This is a genomic window from Nitrospirota bacterium (assembly GCA_016212215.1).
Taxonomy (GTDB): Bacteria; Nitrospirota; 9FT-COMBO-42-15; order HDB-SIOI813; family HDB-SIOI813; genus JACRGV01.
This window is the reverse complement of sequence record JACRGV010000125.1, coordinates 23739-42619: the sequence shown is the minus strand read 5'-3', so window position 1 is coordinate 42619 and position 18881 is coordinate 23739. Positions and strand designations below refer to the sequence as shown.

The 18881-nt window shown below is 43.2% G+C and carries 20 protein-coding genes and 1 pseudogene; all 21 read right to left on the bottom strand.

The annotated features are described in order from the left end of the window. Nucleotides 1–9: 9 nt before the first annotated feature. Nucleotides 10–492 (bottom strand): pantetheine-phosphate adenylyltransferase, encoded by a 483-nt coding sequence (gene coaD, locus HZA08_11415; GenBank protein ID MBI5194030.1) that lies wholly within the window; start codon nucleotides 490–492, stop codon nucleotides 10–12. Next, entirely contained in the window at nucleotides 492–1067 is a 576-nt protein-coding gene (rsmD, locus tag HZA08_11410) for a 16S rRNA (guanine(966)-N(2))-methyltransferase RsmD (protein MBI5194029.1), read from the bottom strand. The genes coaD and rsmD overlap by 1 nt, the downstream gene beginning before the upstream one ends. 859 nt (nucleotides 1068–1926) lie before the next feature. Then, nucleotides 1927–3729, bottom strand: coding sequence for a translational GTPase TypA (gene typA, locus HZA08_11405; GenBank protein ID MBI5194028.1), 1803 nt, complete (start codon nucleotides 3727–3729; stop codon nucleotides 1927–1929). 228 nt (nucleotides 3730–3957) lie between these two features. Next, nucleotides 3958–4194, bottom strand: a complete 237-nt coding sequence (locus tag HZA08_11400) for a DUF454 family protein (protein MBI5194027.1) — start codon at nucleotides 4192–4194, stop codon at nucleotides 3958–3960. Nucleotides 4195–4392: 198 nt separating this feature from the next. Continuing rightward, on the bottom strand, nucleotides 4393–4803 hold the full coding sequence (locus HZA08_11395) for a M67 family metallopeptidase (GenBank protein ID MBI5194026.1): 411 nt from the start codon (nucleotides 4801–4803) through the stop codon (nucleotides 4393–4395). A gap of 10 nt (nucleotides 4804–4813) precedes the next feature. Beyond that, nucleotides 4814–5617, bottom strand: a complete 804-nt coding sequence (gene moeB, locus HZA08_11390) for a molybdopterin-synthase adenylyltransferase MoeB (GenBank protein MBI5194025.1) — start codon at nucleotides 5615–5617, stop codon at nucleotides 4814–4816. A 168-nt stretch (nucleotides 5618–5785) separates the two neighbouring features. Then, entirely contained in the window at nucleotides 5786–6025 is a 240-nt protein-coding gene (locus HZA08_11385; protein MBI5194024.1) for an NIL domain-containing protein, read from the bottom strand. Next, nucleotides 6025–6306, bottom strand: a complete 282-nt coding sequence (locus HZA08_11380; GenBank protein MBI5194023.1) for a MoaD/ThiS family protein — start codon at nucleotides 6304–6306, stop codon at nucleotides 6025–6027. Before HZA08_11380 ends, HZA08_11385 begins: the two co-directional genes overlap by 1 nt. Nucleotides 6307–6502: 196 nt before the next feature. Further along, nucleotides 6503–7765: a threonine synthase gene (locus HZA08_11375; protein MBI5194022.1), complete on the bottom strand. Its 1263-nt coding sequence runs from the start codon at nucleotides 7763–7765 to the stop codon at nucleotides 6503–6505. Then, nucleotides 7740–8540, bottom strand: coding sequence for a molybdopterin-synthase adenylyltransferase MoeB (moeB, locus tag HZA08_11370; GenBank protein MBI5194021.1), 801 nt, complete (start codon nucleotides 8538–8540; stop codon nucleotides 7740–7742). Before moeB (HZA08_11370) ends, HZA08_11375 begins: the two co-directional genes overlap by 26 nt. A gap of 133 nt (nucleotides 8541–8673) precedes the next feature. After that, entirely contained in the window at nucleotides 8674–9603 is a 930-nt protein-coding gene (gene cysK / locus HZA08_11365; GenBank protein MBI5194020.1) for a cysteine synthase A, read from the bottom strand. Next, nucleotides 9604–9807 (bottom strand): sulfur carrier protein ThiS, encoded by a 204-nt coding sequence (gene thiS / locus HZA08_11360; GenBank protein MBI5194019.1) that lies wholly within the window; start codon nucleotides 9805–9807, stop codon nucleotides 9604–9606. 70 nt (nucleotides 9808–9877) lie between these two features. After that, nucleotides 9878–10891, bottom strand: coding sequence for a sodium:calcium antiporter (locus HZA08_11355; protein ID MBI5194018.1), 1014 nt, complete (start codon nucleotides 10889–10891; stop codon nucleotides 9878–9880). A 9-nt stretch (nucleotides 10892–10900) separates the two neighbouring features. Continuing rightward, nucleotides 10901–11200: a hypothetical protein gene (locus HZA08_11350; GenBank protein MBI5194017.1), complete on the bottom strand. Its 300-nt coding sequence runs from the start codon at nucleotides 11198–11200 to the stop codon at nucleotides 10901–10903. Nucleotides 11201–11437: 237 nt separating this feature from the next. Beyond that, complete coding sequence (locus HZA08_11345; protein MBI5194016.1) at nucleotides 11438–13621, bottom strand: GAF domain-containing protein; 2184 nt, start codon at nucleotides 13619–13621, stop codon at nucleotides 11438–11440. A 337-nt stretch (nucleotides 13622–13958) separates the two neighbouring features. After that, nucleotides 13959–14579, bottom strand: coding sequence for a chemotaxis protein CheC (locus HZA08_11340; protein MBI5194015.1), 621 nt, complete (start codon nucleotides 14577–14579; stop codon nucleotides 13959–13961). After that, nucleotides 14576–16237: a chemotaxis protein CheA gene (locus HZA08_11335; protein ID MBI5194014.1), complete on the bottom strand. Its 1662-nt coding sequence runs from the start codon at nucleotides 16235–16237 to the stop codon at nucleotides 14576–14578. Before HZA08_11335 ends, HZA08_11340 begins: the two co-directional genes overlap by 4 nt. A 106-nt stretch (nucleotides 16238–16343) precedes the next feature. Further along, nucleotides 16344–17012, bottom strand: a complete 669-nt coding sequence (locus HZA08_11330; GenBank protein MBI5194013.1) for a chemotaxis protein CheB — start codon at nucleotides 17010–17012, stop codon at nucleotides 16344–16346. Between the two features lie 53 nt (nucleotides 17013–17065). Beyond that, on the bottom strand, nucleotides 17066–17371 hold the full coding sequence (locus tag HZA08_11325; GenBank protein MBI5194012.1) for a response regulator: 306 nt from the start codon (nucleotides 17369–17371) through the stop codon (nucleotides 17066–17068). A 159-nt stretch (nucleotides 17372–17530) separates the two neighbouring features. Next, nucleotides 17531–18052 (bottom strand): chemotaxis protein CheW, encoded by a 522-nt coding sequence (locus tag HZA08_11320; protein ID MBI5194011.1) that lies wholly within the window; start codon nucleotides 18050–18052, stop codon nucleotides 17531–17533. A 284-nt stretch (nucleotides 18053–18336) separates the two neighbouring features. Beyond that, a pseudogene (locus tag HZA08_11315) lies at nucleotides 18337–18879 on the bottom strand (methyl-accepting chemotaxis protein). Nucleotides 18880–18881: the final 2 nt, after the last annotated feature.

Sequence of the window (18881 nt, the reverse complement as noted above, 5' to 3'; positions counted from 1 at the left end):
TTTCACTCCTTATTTCTTGAACTTTAACTTTAACATATCATTTGCAACACTTGGAACTAATGAGGATATATCTCCTCCAAAACTGGCAACAACCTTTATAATGCTTGATGTAAGATATGAATATTCTTCACTCGGCATCAAGAACACTGTTTCTATATCAGAATCAAGCTTTCTATTCATGAGTGCCATCTGGAATTCGTATTCAAAATCGGATATAGCCCTTAGTCCTCTTATAATTACAGTTGCATTCTGCTTTTTGGCAAAATCAACCAGAAGTCCATCAAAGGTTTTAACACTGACATTTGGAGTAGAGCCTAAACATTCTTTTACCATTGAAATTCTTTCTTCAAGTGAAAACAACGTGGTCTTTTTTGGGTTAGGTCCTATGCCGACTATAATATGATCAAAAGACTTCAGACTCCTGATAATAATATCTATATGACCATTTGTAATAGGGTCAAATGTACCTGGATATATTGCTGTTACTGTCATTAAATCTCTAACTTTCCAAACACTTTTCTATAAACAGTTAAAGTAGTGTCTCCATATTTATAGTCACGGTATTTATTAAACTCTTTCATAGTTCCTGCTAATAATATTCTGGAAGAATGTTCAATTACCAAAACACCGTAATCAGGAATATTAACATTTGTGGTAATTTTCTGCAAGAGAATATCTATATTAGAGATATTGTATGGCGGGTCTGCAAAGACGACATCAAATGGCCGTTCTTTAAATGAAAGAGATTCGATTAATTTGTATATGTCACTTGATATAACCTCTGATTGCTGAAATAAATTACAGGTATTCAGATTTTCTCTGAGTATTTTAATATGTTTTATATCTGATTCTACAAACGTGACAAATTGAGCGCCTCTGCTTAATGCCTCAATACCCACTGCACCGCTTCCGGCAAATAAATCAAGGAAGCGTGAGCCTGTAATTATATCAGTATCTAAAATATTAAATAAGGATTCTCTTACTTTATCTGATGTAGGACGTATTCTGTTCCCGTTGGGGACATTGAGCAACTTACCCTTTAATTTACCGCCAATAATCCTTAACATACATATTTTACCTTTCAGTAAAATATAGGAACTTTATGATATATAAAATAGAAAATCAAGTGGTGATAAAGACAAGGGTGAGTATTTTGGCCAAGCGGATGGGATAAACCTTATATTCTTAATTACTTAAATCTTCATCGAATTAAACAAGCCATTCATAAAAGTTGGTGACTTCTTGTTTTGTAATATGGTGTTGTCAACAATTGTGCCACAATTGATACAACGCCATGCGTAGAATACCAGAGAGTAATCTGTAAGCCTTTCGTTTGTCATGAACCCGCCACATTTGGGACAATGCATTTGTTGTTTCCCCTTTCTTAATTAACCGATTATTTATAGTTAATGCAAAGATAGTACCATATATATTATTAAAGGATGATTAGAGTTGTTTGACAACTTTAAAATGTCGTAATAGACCGATAAATCATATAGTTATGACATTTAACTAAGAGGAATAATAAAGAATTCATCTGTTAATTTGGGGATGTAATTTTTAAAAAAGTGACAAAAACCTGTTAATATTAAATTAAATTTTAACATTTTTTTGTCACTGGCCTTCGTGGTAAAATCTAATAGATTTAATTTATGTAACGTCTGATAATGTATATTATGTTAAGTTTATTTAGTGAGGTTCTTGCGAAAGTCTGTATGTCCCCGAAATCTTCTATCCCCGATAGATGCATTCGGGGACATACAGATATGATTTTTTGTTATAAAACAAAACTTCCCGCTTAAAACATGCGGGAATGACAGCATTTTGGGCTCTATTGCAAGAGCCTGTAGTGTTTCGTAGGCAATCTTTTGCTTCTTGCATCTATCAATCATCTTACTTCTTACTCTACAATCCTCTTACCTATGCCTAAACCCTTGCCTTCGGCCTTTTATTCGCTTCCAGAATCCTTTTCCTGATTCTGATGGACTTAGGTGTTACCTCAACCAGTTCATCCTCTTTGATGCACTCTAAGGACTGTTCAAGGGTCATTAGTCTTGGCGGTACTAACTGCAATGCCTCGTCTGAACCTGATGCACGCATGTTTGTCTGTTTCTTTTCCCTTACTACATTAACATCCAGGTCATTATCCCTTGAGTTTTCACCGACGATCATCCCCTCATAAACCGGGGTACTTTCCCTTACAAATAGTGTTCCCCTTGGTTGTAAATGAAATAGTGCATAAGCAGTGGTGCTGCCTGTCCTGTCTGAGATAAGGGCACCTGTCTTACGTGTTGCTATTTGTCCGCACCAAGGTTCATATCCGTCAAACAGATGATTCAGAAGTCCGGTACCTCGTGTGTCAGTCAGAAATTCCGACCTGAAGCCGATTAAACCCCTTGATGGTATCCTGTATTCAAGCCTGACCCTGCCATGTCCATTATTCTGCATCTTCTGCATCTTACCCTTTCTGATGCCGATCTGCTGTGTTACTACTCCAACAAAATCCTCCGGTACATCTATCACAAGATGCTCCATAGGTTCATGTAAAACGCCATCTATCTCTTTGGTTATAGTTTCAGGCATCGAGATTGACATCTCATACCCTTCACGCCGCATCATCTCTATAAGTATTGCAAGCTGTAACTCACCTCGCCCCATAACCTTAAAGGAATCAGTGCTGCCGAAATCAACTTTAATGGAAACATTATAAAGGAGTTCCTTCTCAAGCCTCTCCCTTAAATGTCTTGATGTAACAAACTTACCTTCTTTTCCTGCAAATGGTGATGTGTTTATGGAAAAGACCATTGATATTGTCGGCTCATCTACCTTGATCCTCGGCAGAGGTTTGGGATTTTCAATGTCAGTAATAGTATCCCCTATATTTATCCCTTCAATCCCTGCAAGTGCGATAATATCTCCAAGATATGCACTCTTTGTGTCTATCCTTTCAAGTCCTTTAAATGTATAGAGGGTTGTTATCTTTGTTGGTGTCTTCTTCCCGTCATGGCTAATCATTGCTACCTGGTCACCTACTTTAACACTCCCTGAAAATATCCTGCCTATTGCAAGCCTGCCCACATAATCGCTATAGTCAATATTTGTTACGAGTATCTGCAGTGTCCCCTCCGGATCTCCGGTTGGTGGAGGAATTACCTTCAGGATAAGGTCAAATAGGGGTATCAGATCACTTGCATCATCATTAAGGTCAAGCTTCGCAATCCCCTTCTTAGCATTGGTATAGACAACAGGAAAGTCAAGCTGTTCCTCTGTGGCATCAAGGTCAATGAACAGGTCATAAACCTCATTCAGCACCTCCTGAATCCTTGCATCAGAGCGGTCAATCTTGTTTATAACAAGCACCGGAGGGAGTCCCAGCTCAAGTGCCTTTTTCAAGACAAACCTTGTCTGTGGAAGCGGGCCTTCTGATGCATCTACCAGCAACAGAACTCCATCCACCATCTTCATGGTCCTCTCAACCTCTCCTCCAAAGTCTGCATGTCCGGGGGTATCAACGATATTTATCTTGACCCCCTTGTAATCTATGGCAGTATTCTTTGCCATAATAGTGATACCCTTTTCCTGCTCAAGGTCAATATTATCCATCACCCTCTCCTGAACCTTCTCGTTGGCCCTGAATGTCCCGGTCTGCCTAAGCATTGCATCAACAAGTGTAGTCTTACCATGGTCAACATGGGCAATTATTGCTATATTCCTTAATCCATTTTCCATAATTTAATCCCGCCTTTTCTTTAGTGAGGTTCTTGCAAAAGTCCCAAAATGCTGTCATTCCCGCATGTTTTTAGCGGGAATCTATTATTTTTTTAATAGTAAACATATCCCCGATAAAGGATTTCGGGGATGACAGAGACTTTTGCAAGAGCCTCTAGTTGTTGTTTTTTTCTTTCTTGCTTCTTGCCTCTTGCATCTAACTTCTTGCCTCTTGCTTCTTACTTCTGCCTATTTAAATCTATGCCTTCCCATCTTCTCCCTCAGTTCATGCATCTTCTCAAACTGTTTTGGATATCTTGCTTTTATTCTCAGCATGTACCCCCTGATGGTCTTACTTGATCTTGAAAGCATAACCACTCCAATAATAAAAGGTATAAAACCAGGGATAATCGGGAGTAAAAACCCTATTATTCCTAAAAATATAAAAACTATTCCGCCGACAAAATAAAATGACCGTTTAACCATAATCTAAAACCACAGCTAACCCTCCCCCTAACCCACTCCCGTCAAGGGAGGGGGGATAAAGCTATGTACCCTCTCCCCTGGCGGGAGAGCTGCAATTAAATTCCTACCAAATTCCTCCCCCCACTCCTTTGCGGGGGGAGGCAGGAAGGGGGCACGGTGAGGGGGTATTATTTTCATCATCCTTTATGAGCCGACAGCTCACATCGATTCTTTGATTATATCAATTTCTTCTTCTGTGATATTTCCCTCAAGGATCCTGAAACCGTGCATCTCTATTTCTTTATTATCATTTATAGAGATTATTATGTATACTGCCTCAGGATAGTAGGCGAGTCTTACATCAGTCTGAGACGGATATGCCGGGTGGTTAGGGTGAGAATGGTATATTGCTGTTATTTCAATTTCATTGGTTCTCATCTCTTTAAAGGCCTTTATCTGTTCTTTAGGGTCCATGAGATAAGTTACCTTAGATTCATCAATATTCTTAATCCTGTAGTTGTTAGTTATCTCGTTATTTATACCTCCAAGTATTCCACAACATTCAAGAGGAAAATCCTCCTTTGCATGTGCAATCATATCTTCATAAATTATTAATGGTATTTTCAGCACGTTGGTGAATCTATCTTAATACGCAGCTTTGTTCATAGTCGAGAAGCTTTGTTATCTTCTGTTCCTTGCCGCATAAAGGACAGTTGGGATCTTTCTGTGTTTTTACCTTTAGGAAAGTCATGTCAAGGGCACTGTATATCAGCAAGTGTGATGCAAGTGAACTGTGCAGGCCTATAACTTCTTTCACAGCCTCTGTAGCCTGAATCACGCCGACTGTACCTGCAAGCACCCCAAGCACACCTGCCTCCTGACAACTTGGGACAAGCCCCGGTGGCGGCGGCTCAGGATACAGACAGCGGTAACACGGATGCCCTGCATGTGGCTTAAGTGTTGTCACCTGCCCTTCAAACCTGAATATGCTCCCTGATATAAGGGTTTTGCCTGTAAAGAAACACGCATCATTGATAAGAAATCTGGTAGGGAAATTATCGGAGCCATCAAGCACAATATCATAATCTTTTATTATTTCCAGTATATTCTCTGAGGTAAGCCTCTCCTGATATGTGACAACATTGACGTCAGGGTTTAATGCCTCAAGTGTCTCCTTTGCTGAATCAACCTTAGGACGGTTAAGTGTTTTTGTGGAGTGAAGTATCTGCCTCTGAAGGTTCGAGAGGTCTACAATATCATTATCAATAATACCAAGTGTACCGACCCCTGCTGCTGCAAGATAAAGCGCCGCAGGAGACCCAAGTCCGCCGGCTCCGGTTATAAAAACCTTTGATTGCAGTAACTTCTTCTGCCCCTTCCCACCAACCTCCGGAAGGATTATATGCCTGCTATATCTCTTAACCTGCTCATCCGTAAATTCCATTTGTTTCCCTCTGTTTTTCTTGCTTAATCTTTAACCCATCCCCACCCTAACCCTCCCCTTGAAGGGAGGGAATAATCTTAGCACCCTCTCCCTCAGGGAGAGGGTACGGGTGAGGGTGGGGTTTTATTTGTATTTTCTTGCTTCTAACTTCTTGTTCCTGCGCTTAGATTACTCTATGATGTTCCGTTCTATCGGTTCCACCTTAACACCCTTAGCCTTTAATGATTCAACTGCGTGTTCTATTTCGGTAGAATCACCTGTAAGTTCAAGTTCAACCCAGCCTGTCTTTTCCCTGACATCTGCGCGCCTGACATTTGTAACCACCTTGTACTCATGGCCAATCTGATAAATAATCGGCTCCTTTATCTTATCTTCAGGAAAACTGATCCTTATCTTATAACTTGCCATTATCTGCCTCCTCCTGCAATAGCAGGTACTATCGAAACCTCATCACCATCTGCCAGTACTGTCTCTCTTCCCTGCTTGAATCTTATATCCTCTTCATTTACATATACATTAAGAAACCTGCGGATATTTCCGGTCTCATCGCATAATCTCTCTTTCATCCCCGGATATGTATTCTCAAGGTTTATAAATAATTCATCAATTGTATTACCTGCACCATCTATTTCCCCTTTGCCATCAGTCAACTTCCGTAAGGGAGTTGGAATCCTTACCTTAATCGCCATAGTTTTCTCCAATTTAATTCTTAACCCCATCCCCACCCTAACCCTCCCCTTGAAGGGGAGGGAATCAAAATTGATGCTAACCCTCTTCCTTTAAGGGTGGGAATAAACTTAGCACCCTCTCCCTCAGGGAGAGGGTTAGGGTGAGGGTGGGGTTTTTATATGTTTGTCTTTCTTCTTACTATTCACTATTCACTATTCACTGTCCTTTGATCGCCTTCTCAAAGCAATCGAGTGATGGGTCAATCCTTACCACATCGCCGACCGCATTAATCACGGCCTCCTGTGTCTTTAACCCGTTGCCGGTAACATAAGCTACTACTGTCTCGTCTTTCGGCAGAAGACCCTTCTTTGCCAGTTTTTTTAACACTGCTATGGTCACGCCGCCTGCTGTCTCGGCAAATATTCCCTCAGTCCTTGCAAGGAGCTTGATCCCTTCTACAGTCTCTTCATCTGTTGCAACATCAAATGCACCCTTGCTCTCGTGAACTGCCCTTAGTGCATAGTATCCGTCAGCAGGATTACCAATGGCTATGGACTTTGCAATGGTCTTTGGTTTTACCGGTGTTACAAAATCCCTGCCCTCTCTGTATGCAGTTGCTACAGGCGAACATCCTTCCGCCTGAGCACCATTGACCCTTGTGTGCACACTGTCTATCAAACCAAGTTTATGCATTTCATTAAAGCCCTTCCATATCTTGGTCAATAGAGAACCTGATGCAACCGGTACAACTACATGGTCAGGGGCTTTCCATCCAAGCTGTTCTGCTGTCTCATAAGCAAGGGTCTTTGAACCTTCTGCATAATATGGTCTTACATTTATATTCACAAATGCCCAGCTATACTCTCCCGCAACCTCACTGCACAGCCTGTTCACATCATCATAATTACCATTTACAGCAACCACTGTCGGGGAGTAAATAAGGCTCCCAAGTATCTTCCCTGCCTCAAGGTCACCGGGTATAAACACATAACACTCAAGCTTTGCCTCTGCCGCATGAGCAGCAACGGAATTTGCAAGATTACCGGTTGAGGCACAAGCAACAGCAGAGAAACCAAGCTCTTTAGCCCTTGTGATTGCCACTGCAACAACCCTGTCCTTGAATGAAAGTGTCGGATGATTTACAGTATCATTCTTTATGTAGAGTTTGTTTAACCCAAGCTCTGCACCGAGGTTTTTTGCCTCAACAAGAGGCGTCAATCCTGCATGTAACCCTACCGTAGGAAGCCCCTCTATCGGCAGTAGGTCAAGATAACGCCACAAACTTTTAGGGCCGTTCTGAATCTTCTCCCTGCTGATACTCTTCTTTATCTCTTCGTAATTGTAGTCAACCTCAAGAGGGCCAAAACAAAACTCGCACACATGCAGGGCCGCCGCCGGATACATCTTGCCGCACTCCCTGCACTTCAAACCTTTAATCTTATTTTTTAAAACGTCAGATTCTGCAAACTTCCTGTTCATAGTCTATTAGCTCTTTTATTGTTGGGTTATCCCCGCATACGGGGCAATTTGGATTCTTCTTCACTCTAATCTGCCTGAACTCCATCTTCTGTGCATCAAAAGTCATTAAACGATTCGTCAGCGGATCGCCGATACCAAGTATCAGTTTCAGCGCCTCTGTAGCCTGTATAGTCCCTATTACACCTGCAAGTACACCGACAACACCGGCCTCCTGACAGGTCGGTATCAGCCCAGCCGGCGGAGGGCTGTTGAATATGCACCTGTAACATGCAGACTTGTGAGGTACAATCGAAATTGCCTGTCCTACAAATCTCAGGATCCCGCCATGCACAAGAGGTTTTCCTGCAAATACAGCCGCATCATTTGCAAGAAATTTAGCAGAGAAATTATCAGTACCATCAATGATTACGTCGTATTCTTTGAAAAGTTCAAGTGCATTCTTTGAGGTCAGCAGTTCCTGATATGTATTGACCTTTACATCAGGATTGATCGCCTCTATCTTCTCTTTTGCAGATATTACCTTTGGCTTGTCAATGTCAGGCGTGTAATGGATTATCTGGCGTTGTAAATTGGAGAGGTCTACAACGTCCCCGTCAATTATACCGATAGTCCCCACACCAGCCGCAGCAAGATAAAATGCCGCCGGTGAACCAAGCCCGCCTGCCCCGATAACCAGCATCTTTGACTGGAGCATCTTCTTCTGCCCCTTGCCGCCGACCTCCGGTAATATTATATGCCTGCTGTATCTCTTAACCTGTTCGTCTGTAAAACCCATTTGTTCCTCTTGGTTATTAAGAAAACCCCCATCCCCACCCTACCCCTCCCCTTGAAGGGGTGAAATTAACTTAGCCGCCCTCTCTCCCTCAGGGAGAAGGTCAGGGTGAGGGTGGGGTTAATCTATGCCCCTCTCACATCCTAAAATACTTTTCAATACTAATATACCGTTCCCCTGTATCCGGCAGAACAGTCACTACATTCTTCTCAGGGCCAAGTCTCTTTGCCAGTTCCATTGCAGCGAAGACGTTTGCCCCAGAGGATATGCCGACCATCAGGCCCTCTTCCCTTGCGAGGAACTTTGCGGTCTCAAATGCGTCTTCATCAGTAACATGGATAATCTCATCAATAATTTCCCTGTTCAACACCTTTGGGATAAAGCCTGCCCCGATTCCTTGTATCTTATGAGGCCCAGGTGAGCCGCCGGACAATACCTGTGATGTTGCAGGTTCAACTGCCGCAATCTTAATTGAACTGTTCTTACCTTTAAATACCTCTCCAACTCCTGTAATAGTGCCGCCTGTCCCAACACCTGCAACAAAGGCATCAACCTTTCCGCCTAATGCCTCCCATATCTCAGGTGCAGTAGTCTTTTTGTGACCTTCCGGATTTGCAGGGTTTGAAAACTGGTCAGGCATATAGTAATTTGGATTTTCTTTAAGCAGTCTCTCTGCCTCGATTATGGAACCCTTCATGCCATCTATTGCAGGGGTTAATATAACCTCTGCCCCGAATGAGGCAAGCAGTCCGAACCTTTCCGTACTCATACTCTCCGGCATTATCAGTATTGCCTTGTAACCCTTTACTGCGGCTACGAGTGCGAGACCTATACCGGTATTGCCGCTTGTCGGCTCAACAAGTGTATCTCCGGGATGAATCCTGCCGGCCTTTTCAGCCGCCTCTATCATGCTGAGACATATACGGTCTTTTATGCTTCCACCCGGATTACTTGACTCCAGCTTTGCATAAATATTTCCGCCTGCCTTTTCAGAAGACTTTGCGAGTTTAATCAGAGGCGTGCTTCCTATTAAGGATAATGCATTATCAAAAATTCCTTTGTTCATTTAATTAATGCCTCCCCCCATGAAATAGAGAAACTCAATCTCATCGCCTTCTTTTAAGAAAGTAGTTTCATATTGTTCACGTTCAATCAGTTCAGTGTTCACCTCAACAGCCACCATCCTCGGTTCAACATTCTTAGACCTCAGAATATCAAGTATCGTCTTTTCCTGAATATCCTCAGCCTTTCCATTTATCTTAACCTGCATTTACACATCCCCCATTTTGAGTAATCTCAATTACAAGAACATATAAAATAACAATTTTGGTTCAATATTGTCAAGTGGTAAGCACAATAATTACAAATGCGATATATAGCAGACCATTAACAATGAAAAGCGGCGGGGTCATTTTTATCCTTTTCCTGACAAGCAGATATACCCACGAACCTGCCAGTATGGTAATAATACTGCTTGTTGTCACTGTAAGGTTAGTTGTCCAGGGTGTGAGAAATATACCGATTGCCGGAAGCAGACTCCCCTGAAACACCATTGCCCCTGTGATGTTTCCGATAGCAATGGTATCTTTACCTGCCCTGATCCATGTAATGCTGTTTATCTTTTCAGGAAGCTCTGTGGCAATGGGGACTATCAAAAGAGAGAGTGCTATCACCGGAATACGAAATGCCCCTGCAAGGTGTTCAACGCCTACTACAAACCCTTTAGCCCCTGCGACAATAAGAGAGAGAGCAACCAGAAGCTGGACAACAACAAATAACATGTGGTCTTTAAATATTGCAGACAAATAAAGATTTTTACTTTCCTCAGTCGCATGACCGTCATTAACAAGAGCCTTGCTGGATTTTACAGTCTCGAGTATGTAATAAAAATAGGTCAGTACCAGCAGAATAGCTACAAATATTCGTAAAAGCCTCCATGCGGGCGGTGTAAAGGCAACAATGAATGACAGTGAAAAAACAAATAGAAAAAACTCCAAGTCCCGTTTAAGACCGGAATACTCAGGAGAGATGTATGACCTGTTCCGTCTTCTCTTAAAAACATAAGCCGCTCCGCCGGCAAGAAACATGGCAAGAGTAGAAAGCATGAACGGTGCACCGAGTATGGCACCCACACCGACCTCTTCCTTTATTGCTGCCGAGTTTCCGGCAAAAATAGCAACAAGAGGTACCATTGTCTCAGGGAGGGCAGTACCGACTGCGGCGAATATACTCCCGGTTACGCCTTCTGAAAACTCGAGCTTTGCACCGAGAGATTCGATTGCATTGGTAAAAACTTCTGCGGCAATAACAATAACAATCAGGGATACTAATAGAATTATCAGGTTGTAAGTCATTTAATTTCCTTACATCCTGACCCCTTCTCCTATATCATCATACAGGCTTTTATAATATTCAGGAAGCGTCTCTCCCTTTTCATTTTTCACAACAAAGGTAACGCCGGTTAACTCCTGTATGCAAAATGCCCCTGTAATTATGTCCTTGAGGCAATCCTTGTTATCGTCCCTCTGCTGTTGAGTTAGGACTAACTTCTCAGGAAAGGTATACTTCCTCCCAATCTCCCTTTTAAGCTCCTCCCTGCCCTGCCTGATAGTTAGCTCAAATTTCCCATCTGATAATACCCGTTCAAGAAAAACAATATGCATACTTCCCTCCTGTTTATTTCAGTATATTTAAATTGTAGAGTTTATTGTAACCTAATATGGGATAAATATTCAAGATTCTTTACCCCACCCTCACCCTAACCCTCTCCCTGAGGGAGAGGGAATTTTCGGGGGGACTAAGCAAGCTCCCTGAGGGAGAGGGAGCTTGCTTAGTCCCTCCCCTTCAAGGGGAGGGTTAGAGCTTGCCCCCGAAGAAGTAATCGGGGGGTGGGGATGGGGTTATTCCAACGTCCTCAAAAACGCCGCCACTACCCCCTGATCGAACTGTGTGCCTGAACACCTTTTCAGCTCATCAACTATGACCTCAATCGAACGGCCTTTCCTGTACGGCCTTTCTGCACCCATTGCATCCACTGTGTCTGCTACTGCAAGTATCCTTGCGTGTAAGGGGGGGATATCTTCTCCCTGCAAGCCGTCAGGATAACCGGTGCCGTTATAGTATTCATGGTGGTGTTTTATGGCGGGTATGACATTATAGAGAAATTTTATCGGCGACAGGATTTCTGCACCTTTTGACGGATGAGACCTCATAATCCTTATCTCTTCATCATTAATTTTTCCCGGCTTATCAAGTATTGCCTCGTAAGTGCCAATCTTTCCGACATCATGAAGCAGACCTGTTAATTCTATATCCCGTAAATCTTTCTCAGACAGCCCCATCTCTTTAGCAATATCCCCGGCATACTTTGTAACCCTTTTAGAATGACCTGAGGTCCATGTAGATTTTGCATCTATTGCAGATGATAATGCAGTAACCACGCCCATAAAGAGGTCTTCGAGGTCTGAAACGAGCCTTGAATTCTCCATTGCTATCCCAATCTGGGAGGTGAGATTCTCTAATGTTTTTAGATCAGAAGGAGTAAAGGCCGCCTGCCGTTTTGAACCTAAGGATATAATCCCTGTAACCTCGCCTTTAACTGTCAGCGGAACCCTGATGTCAGATAAGAAACCATCTTCGATAAGCAGCTTTTCAAGCAAAAGCGGGGATTTTATATGAAGAAGATTCTGATTGTACTGCGGCCTGCCTGTATCCAGCACCTCCTTTGTAATGGTATCTGTAAACTTTACAAAAAAACCTTTTTTGGCAAATGATGTCCCAAAGGCGGCCGCTACTTCAAAAATCTGTTGCTCTTTATTAACTAAAACAACAGTCATCCTATCGCATGGGATAAGTCTTCCGATCATCCTTACTGTCGTGTCAAGTATGTCCTGCGGTTCAAGTGTTGACAGAATAGTCCTGTCAGTCTCATGCATTATCTGAATAGCCTCAATCTTATGAGAGAGTTCAATTGTCTTTTCCATTGAACTCCTGTAGAGCCTCGCCTGCTCAAGGGCTGTTGTAATCTGGTGTGATAAGCCCTGTAAAAGCTTCCTGTCCCTTTCGCTGAACTCTCTATGGTTCTTAAAAACACAAATCACAAGCCCAAGGATACTATCTTTACTTATCAAAGGGATAAAAATTAAGGTACTATTTTTTTCAATCCATGTTAGAACCTCAATGGGTTTGGACTGCGGCCGGCTATGGTGCTTATTTTTCGTCTTTATAGTCATATCAAACGGCGGAGGTATGATAACCGCTTCTTTTAATTTCAATGCCCATTTTACGTATTCAAGGTTTTTATCAATTGCCTCAGTCCTGAAAAGGGAGACCGCCTTTTTGTCAAGATTATATGACTCTAACGGCCTGAAGCAATTTGCCTCATCATCATAGAGGTATGAAAGGCTAATGTCATTCTTCAGGATATTAAACATGCAATGAAGGACACGCTGCATTAATTTATTAATATCAGTCAACTGTGCCGTTGCCTCTGCAATCATAAGCAGGTGAGTGTTGATCTCCGTCTCCTGTTTTAATGTCTGATATGCACCCTTCAGCTCTGTAATGTCCTCTATAACATGGATGAAATATTTATGTTCTCTTTCATTTTGTTTCAAAAGATATGACTTAACCTTAAAAACCTTTGATATTGATGGGACTTCAAGCTCTTCTTCAGACTCAGATAACTCATGCTCTTTATGGCAGATGCCCTGCGGGCCGAATAACTTAGGAAAGATATAATAATACGGCTGACCGATAATTTCCCCGAAAGGGGTTTCTGAAATCTTCTGATACTCCGTATTTGCCTTGATTATCCTGAAATCTTCATCGTGTATAAATATAGGGTCAGAGATGGAATCAAACGTCCCAATCCACTCCTTCTGAGCCATCGTAATCTTTGATGACGACTCATTAAGGTCCTCAAGCATATACAAAAGTGCACGGCGTTCATCCTCAATTTCCGTCTGTTGATTGCGATGCTCATGCAGTTTGTCCCGTAAAGAAGCAATCTCAAGCTCCTTCCGTGCAAGCTCAGATTTGAGGAGAGAGAGATCAGTTTGGACATCTAATTCATTCACTTTCATGATAATAATTGCCTTTCTTACCCCACCCTCACCCTAACCCTCTCCCTGAGGGAGAGGGAATATGAAAAGGTACTAACTCTCTCCCTGAGGAAGAGGGAATAGAAGATGAGAGACCCTCTTTTAATTCCCTCTCCTTCAAGGGGAAGATTAGGTACATCTTTAATTCCCTCCCCTTCAATGAGAAGATTAGGTACATCTTTAATTCCCTCCCCTTGAAGGGGAGGGAATTTAAAGGTAGAACGTCAGCCATTCTTCTATTCCCTCTCCCTCAGGGAGAGGGTTAGGGTGAGGGTGGGGTTCAATGGCGATGTCTTTTATCTTCCCGTTCGTCTTTCACCTACCGATTCTCCGCACGTTCAACGGCATCCAGAAACACATTCACATAATTTGATGACGGGATAAGGAGGAGTAAAAATGTTTTTATACTCTCCTTTGTAACTGTAAACAGGTTCTCAATCATCACTATTTGCGGGCTTGCCATACTCTCCTCAGCAATGGATTCATCTATAAGTGATGAGAACATATCCATTGCAACCGATGGGATAGAGTGATAAACATTCAGCCTGGCTATTTCGTATATGGTTGTAAGGTAAACCCCTGCCACTATGTTACCAACCTCTTCCAGAATGGATATATCTAATCCAACACCAGCGCCCTCTCCAAAGGTTGCATCATTAATCTGCTGCATCAGTGAGTCCTTATCTTTCTCATAGATAAGAAAAAAGACCTCACCCTTGAGGTCTCCGAACATATTCATCCTGACACCCACAACCTGGGTTTTGGGATCTTCCACAATACCCGGCAGGCCCGGCAGGTCAGTTATATGTAAGGAAGACATATTCACATCAACCCTGCATTTCAGCATCTGGCTCAGGGCATGTGCGGCCTTATCAGCGGCAATGCTTAGTCTATCTTCCATAAACTCAATCCTTTCTTTTGTCACAGTTTTCACACTCATATCACAAACCTCTCTTTCTGAACTGTCTTAAAGTTCAACAGGGTTGGTATATCCAACAGCAGAACTACACTGCCGTCTCCAAGTACGATCCCGCCGGAAAATCCCCTGAAATCCCTGGCCAGCCGGTCAAGCGGCTTGACAATACTGTCCATCTGGTCAATTACAATATCAACGCCGAGGCCTGTAAAACTGTCGCCCCGCTGAATAAGCACAATAGTCAGCTCCCCTTCTTTGAAATCCGAAAGACCGAGTACCTTACCGAGCCACACATACGGAAGGACCTCTTCACCCCTCATGAATACACGCCCATCTCCCACATCTTTTATACTTGTAGAATCAACCTTCAAAATCTCAAGCACAATACTCGCAGGGATAGCATAGGAGTGTCCGTCAACACCGATGATAAGGGTGCGAACAACCGTTGTTGTTACAGGCAGTGTTAATGAAAATCTTGTACCCTTTTCCTTCTCAGTAGCAACCTCAACAATCCCGCCAAGTTCTCTTGCCACAGTCTTTACTACATTAAGCCCGACCCCTCTGCCGGACAGACCTGTTATCTCTGCTGACGTACTGAATCCGGGTTTGAAAAGTATGTTAATAATATCCTTATCCTCAAGCACCTCCAGATCATCTTTTTGTATAATGCCCCTCGTCAGGGCAATATCCCTTATATTATCTATATCAATCCCCTTACCGTCATCTTCAACGTCAATAACAATATTGTTCTCAGTCCTTCGACAGGCGAGTTTGATTGTACCCCTTATCTTTTTATTCCCCTTCTGCCTCTCCTCTCTTGTCTCAATCCCATGGTCAACAGAATTCCTCAAAAGATGCAGGAGCGGTTCAGTTATTGAATCAAGAACGGATTTATCTATCTCAATCTCCCTCCCCTCAATCACCATCTCAATATCCTTGTTCTGTGCCCTTGCAAGGTCTCTGACCATCCTCGGAAATTTCTGCAATATCTCATCAACAGTCACCATCCTTGCCGATGAAACAAACTCACGAAGCTGATTAATCTTCCTGTCCTGGTCGGCAAGCGTAGCCTTTAACTCTTTATTTACAGAGCCTGAGATGAGATTATTAACACGGTTCTTATTTATAATTATCTCACCAACCAGATTAAAGAGATCATCCAGTAACTTAACATCTACCTTCACCTTCTCAATCTTTTCTATTAACGGGATAGAGCGTACACTTCCATGCACTGATGCCTGTTGTTTGGCGGCTATGGTATTTGAAGACTCCTTTTCCGATTCCGTGATCTTATTCCATAATTCAGCAACCTGTTGGCCCAGTAAAGATTCATTCTCGCCTGTCCCTTTCTCCTTAATAAGCATCATCTTTTCCAATATATCAACGCCCTCAAATACAATATCGAGACTACCCTGCGAAACAAGAACCTCACCTTTTTTTATGCGGTCAACCAGATTTTCCACTGCATGAGCAAGTTCAGCAATATCTTTAAAATCCAGCATTGCAGAAGAACTCTTGAGCGTATGAAACACCCTCATCAGCTCATCCAGCCGCTCCTTATGACTATAATCCTTCTCAAATTCCAGCAGGGCAGTATTAGCCTTCTGAAACCCCTCCTTAGCATCATCCAGATATTCATGTAAAAATATCTTAAAATCCATGTCCGTAGTTTCTTCCGGCATTGGTAATTTTCTCCTATTTAAGAAACCCCATCCCCACCCTAACCCTCCCCTTGAAGGGGAGGGGATTCGTAGAGTATTCTAACCCTCCATTGAAGGGGAGGGAATATCAAATTAGTTTCTTCATTATCGCCTCTGCTATAAACGGCAGGGAGATTATTTCGTCGGCTACGCCGGCTTCAATGGCGGCTTTGGGCATGCCGTAGACCATGCAGGTGGACTGCTCCTCAACGATTGTGCTGCCGCCTGCCTCTTTTATAGCCTTCAGGCCCTTTACACCGTCATCACCTATTCCAGTTAACAGGACGCCGATGACCTCTTTGCCATAAGCATTGGCCGCTGATTTCATTGTTGTATCAATTGAAGGAAAATCATCAAAATGCTTGGACCTGCCGGCAATGGCTATCCTTGTCTTATCCTCATCTTGTACGATTATTGTGTTAAAACCGCCGGGTGCGACCATTATTCTTCCCGGCTCTATAACATCATTATCCCCTGCAAGCGAGACATCAAAGGAACTCATCCAGCTTAGCCTTTCTGCAAATGACGGCATAAGTTTTTTCCCCAAATGCTGAACTATTATTACTGAAGCAGGTATCTCTCTCTGTAACCCTGACAGTATTGTTTCTATTGCCTTTGGCCCGCCTGTGGAGGCCCCGATAATCACAATCTTATTTTGGGTAATGCTGTTTGTTCTTTGTTGCAGTCCTGCATTTTTAAAGGATGGGAATGCCGTTTTCTGAAGGTTTATTCCTGATGTTCTCTTAATCTTGTACAACAGTTCATTTTTTATAATATCAATATCATAATAGGTAATTGCCGGCGGTTTTTCTAAAAGTCCACTGCACCGTTTTTGAGGTATCGGATTGTTAATTTTCTATCGGCCTCGCTATCCTTGCTCAGGATAATTACCGGTACAGGATGGGCCGCCATAAGATATGCAAGCACATCCGGCCCCTCATTCCCGGGCATGTCTATATCAAGCAGAATTACATCAGGATTTTGCTCTTCAATCTTATGTAAAGCATCCTCCCCATCCACTGCAACAGCAACAACCTTTATCTCCTTATCTGATTCAAGAACATGCGTCAAAGCCCGGCTCATGTAATGTGAATCATCAATGATAAGAACGTTCACCCGAAAAAACCCATCCCCGCCCTAACCCTCCCCTTGATGGGGAAGGAATTAAAAAGCAGTCCCCCCCTATATTCCCTCTCCCTCAGGGAGAGGGTTAGGGTGAGGGTGGGGTTATCTTGCGTCTTACTTCTAACCTCTTGCCTCCGCTTTCTTCTCACCTCACGCCTCCTGTAACTCAGGCATCTGGATGTTCTGTCCGCTTGCCGCCTTTACCTCTGTCATCTCGCTATTTGATAAGAGTTTATCTGTGTTGAGTATGATAATGAGTCTCTTTTCAAGCATGGCTACACCGGTTATGTATTCCCTCGACATGGCTGTGGTGGCCTCTTCAGGCAATGTCTGTATCCTCTCATCAGGTATCCTTATTACCTCTTCCACGCTGTCCACGGACACGCCTATGGGGAAGCCGCCGTGTTCAACAATAATTACCCGTGTATCTTCATCCTTTTCCTTGTGTTCAAATTGGAATTTTCTACGAAAGTTAATAACTGTTGCAAGCTGTCCACGGAGGTTCAGGATGCCGTCTATATAAGGCGGGGCTGTGGGGACCTGGGTAACCGCCGGTATGGCTGATATTTCTCTGACCCGCATAGCCTGTATAGCATATTCCTGTGACCTGATTGTAAAGATAAGATACTGGTCCTTTTCAATTTCCTCCTGCAGATTGTTCTCTTCATTCATAGCCTGGTCCTCCGTAAAAAATGTTTAATCGTTTAATCGTTGATTTGCTGAATCGTTTCTCCTCTGATTGCTATGCTCATGTTTGGAAACAGCAACAGCAACCCCATCCCCACCCTACCCCTCCCCTTGAAGGGGAGGGGATTTAAAAGATGCCTAACCATCCCTTGAAGGAGAGGGAATCTTCTGCGCCCCCTCTCCCTCAGGGAGAGGGTTAGGGTGAGGGTGGGGTTTTCTTGCTTCTTACTTCAGCCTTCAGTCTATCTACCTTCAGCCTTACCTTATCCTTACGCCCGTCCTGACATCTGCCTCTCCCCTAAGCGTTGTGTCCTTCTTGTTCCTCCTGTCATGGGCTTGGTTGTCCCCCCGCTTCCTTCAATGGTAAATCTTCCCACTGTCTGCTGGAGTTTTTCAGACATGGCGGCGAGTGTGGTTGCGGTGGTTGATAGTTCCTGCGTCTTTGCGAGGAGGCGTTTGCCGCTTTCAGCAGATTGTGTACTGCTGTTTGATGTGTCTACCGCTATACCGCTTATTTTATCAAGGCTTATTGATATGGAATCAATGCTCTTTTTCTGGTCTGCGGCTGCAACAGATATCCCCTTTGCTGTCTGGGAGGTTATCTCAATTGAGCGGTTAATATCCCCGAATGCCTTTGATGTCTGCTCAATCGAGCGTCTGCCTGTTTCAACGTTTCCTGCCATTGTCTTAATAGTAGTTGATGTCTCATCCGTCTCTTTAAGAACCGACTGCACGAGCGTTGAAATCTTCTTGGCCTGTGCCTTGCTGTCCGCAGAAAGTGTCTTAACCTCTTCTGCAACAACAGCAAACCCTT

Excerpts from the sequence above, each read along its gene's own strand:
- coaD (MBI5194030.1), bottom strand. The coding sequence starts at position 492 with ATGACAGTAACAGCAATATATCCAGGTACATTTGACCCTATTACAAAT.
- rsmD (MBI5194029.1), bottom strand. The coding sequence starts at position 1,067 with ATGTTAAGGATTATTGGCGGTAAATTAAAGGGTAAGTTGCTCAATGTC.
- typA (MBI5194028.1), bottom strand. The coding sequence starts at position 3,729 with ATGGAAAATGGATTAAGGAATATAGCAATAATTGCCCATGTTGACCAT.
- HZA08_11400 (MBI5194027.1), bottom strand. The coding sequence starts at position 4,194 with ATGGTTAAACGGTCATTTTATTTTGTCGGCGGAATAGTTTTTATATTT.
- moeB (MBI5194025.1), bottom strand. The coding sequence starts at position 5,617 with ATGGAATTTACGGATGAGCAGGTTAAGAGATATAGCAGGCATATAATC.
- HZA08_11385 (MBI5194024.1), bottom strand. The coding sequence starts at position 6,025 with ATGGCAAGTTATAAGATAAGGATCAGTTTTCCTGAAGATAAGATAAAG.
- HZA08_11380 (MBI5194023.1), bottom strand. The coding sequence starts at position 6,306 with ATGGCGATTAAGGTAAGGATTCCAACTCCCTTACGGAAGTTGACTGAT.
- HZA08_11375 (MBI5194022.1), bottom strand. The coding sequence starts at position 7,765 with ATGAACAGGAAGTTTGCAGAATCTGACGTTTTAAAAAATAAGATTAAA.
- moeB (MBI5194021.1), bottom strand. The coding sequence starts at position 8,540 with ATGGGTTTTACAGACGAACAGGTTAAGAGATACAGCAGGCATATAATA.
- cysK (MBI5194020.1), bottom strand. The coding sequence starts at position 9,603 with ATGAACAAAGGAATTTTTGATAATGCATTATCCTTAATAGGAAGCACG.
- thiS (MBI5194019.1), bottom strand. The coding sequence starts at position 9,807 with ATGCAGGTTAAGATAAATGGAAAGGCTGAGGATATTCAGGAAAAGACG.
- HZA08_11355 (MBI5194018.1), bottom strand. The coding sequence starts at position 10,891 with ATGACTTACAACCTGATAATTCTATTAGTATCCCTGATTGTTATTGTT.
- HZA08_11350 (MBI5194017.1), bottom strand. The coding sequence starts at position 11,200 with ATGCATATTGTTTTTCTTGAACGGGTATTATCAGATGGGAAATTTGAG.
- HZA08_11345 (MBI5194016.1), bottom strand. The coding sequence starts at position 13,621 with ATGAAAGTGAATGAATTAGATGTCCAAACTGATCTCTCTCTCCTCAAA.
- HZA08_11340 (MBI5194015.1), bottom strand. The coding sequence starts at position 14,579 with ATGAGTGTGAAAACTGTGACAAAAGAAAGGATTGAGTTTATGGAAGAT.
- HZA08_11335 (MBI5194014.1), bottom strand. The coding sequence starts at position 16,237 with ATGCCGGAAGAAACTACGGACATGGATTTTAAGATATTTTTACATGAA.
- HZA08_11320 (MBI5194011.1), bottom strand. The coding sequence starts at position 18,052 with ATGAATGAAGAGAACAATCTGCAGGAGGAAATTGAAAAGGACCAGTAT.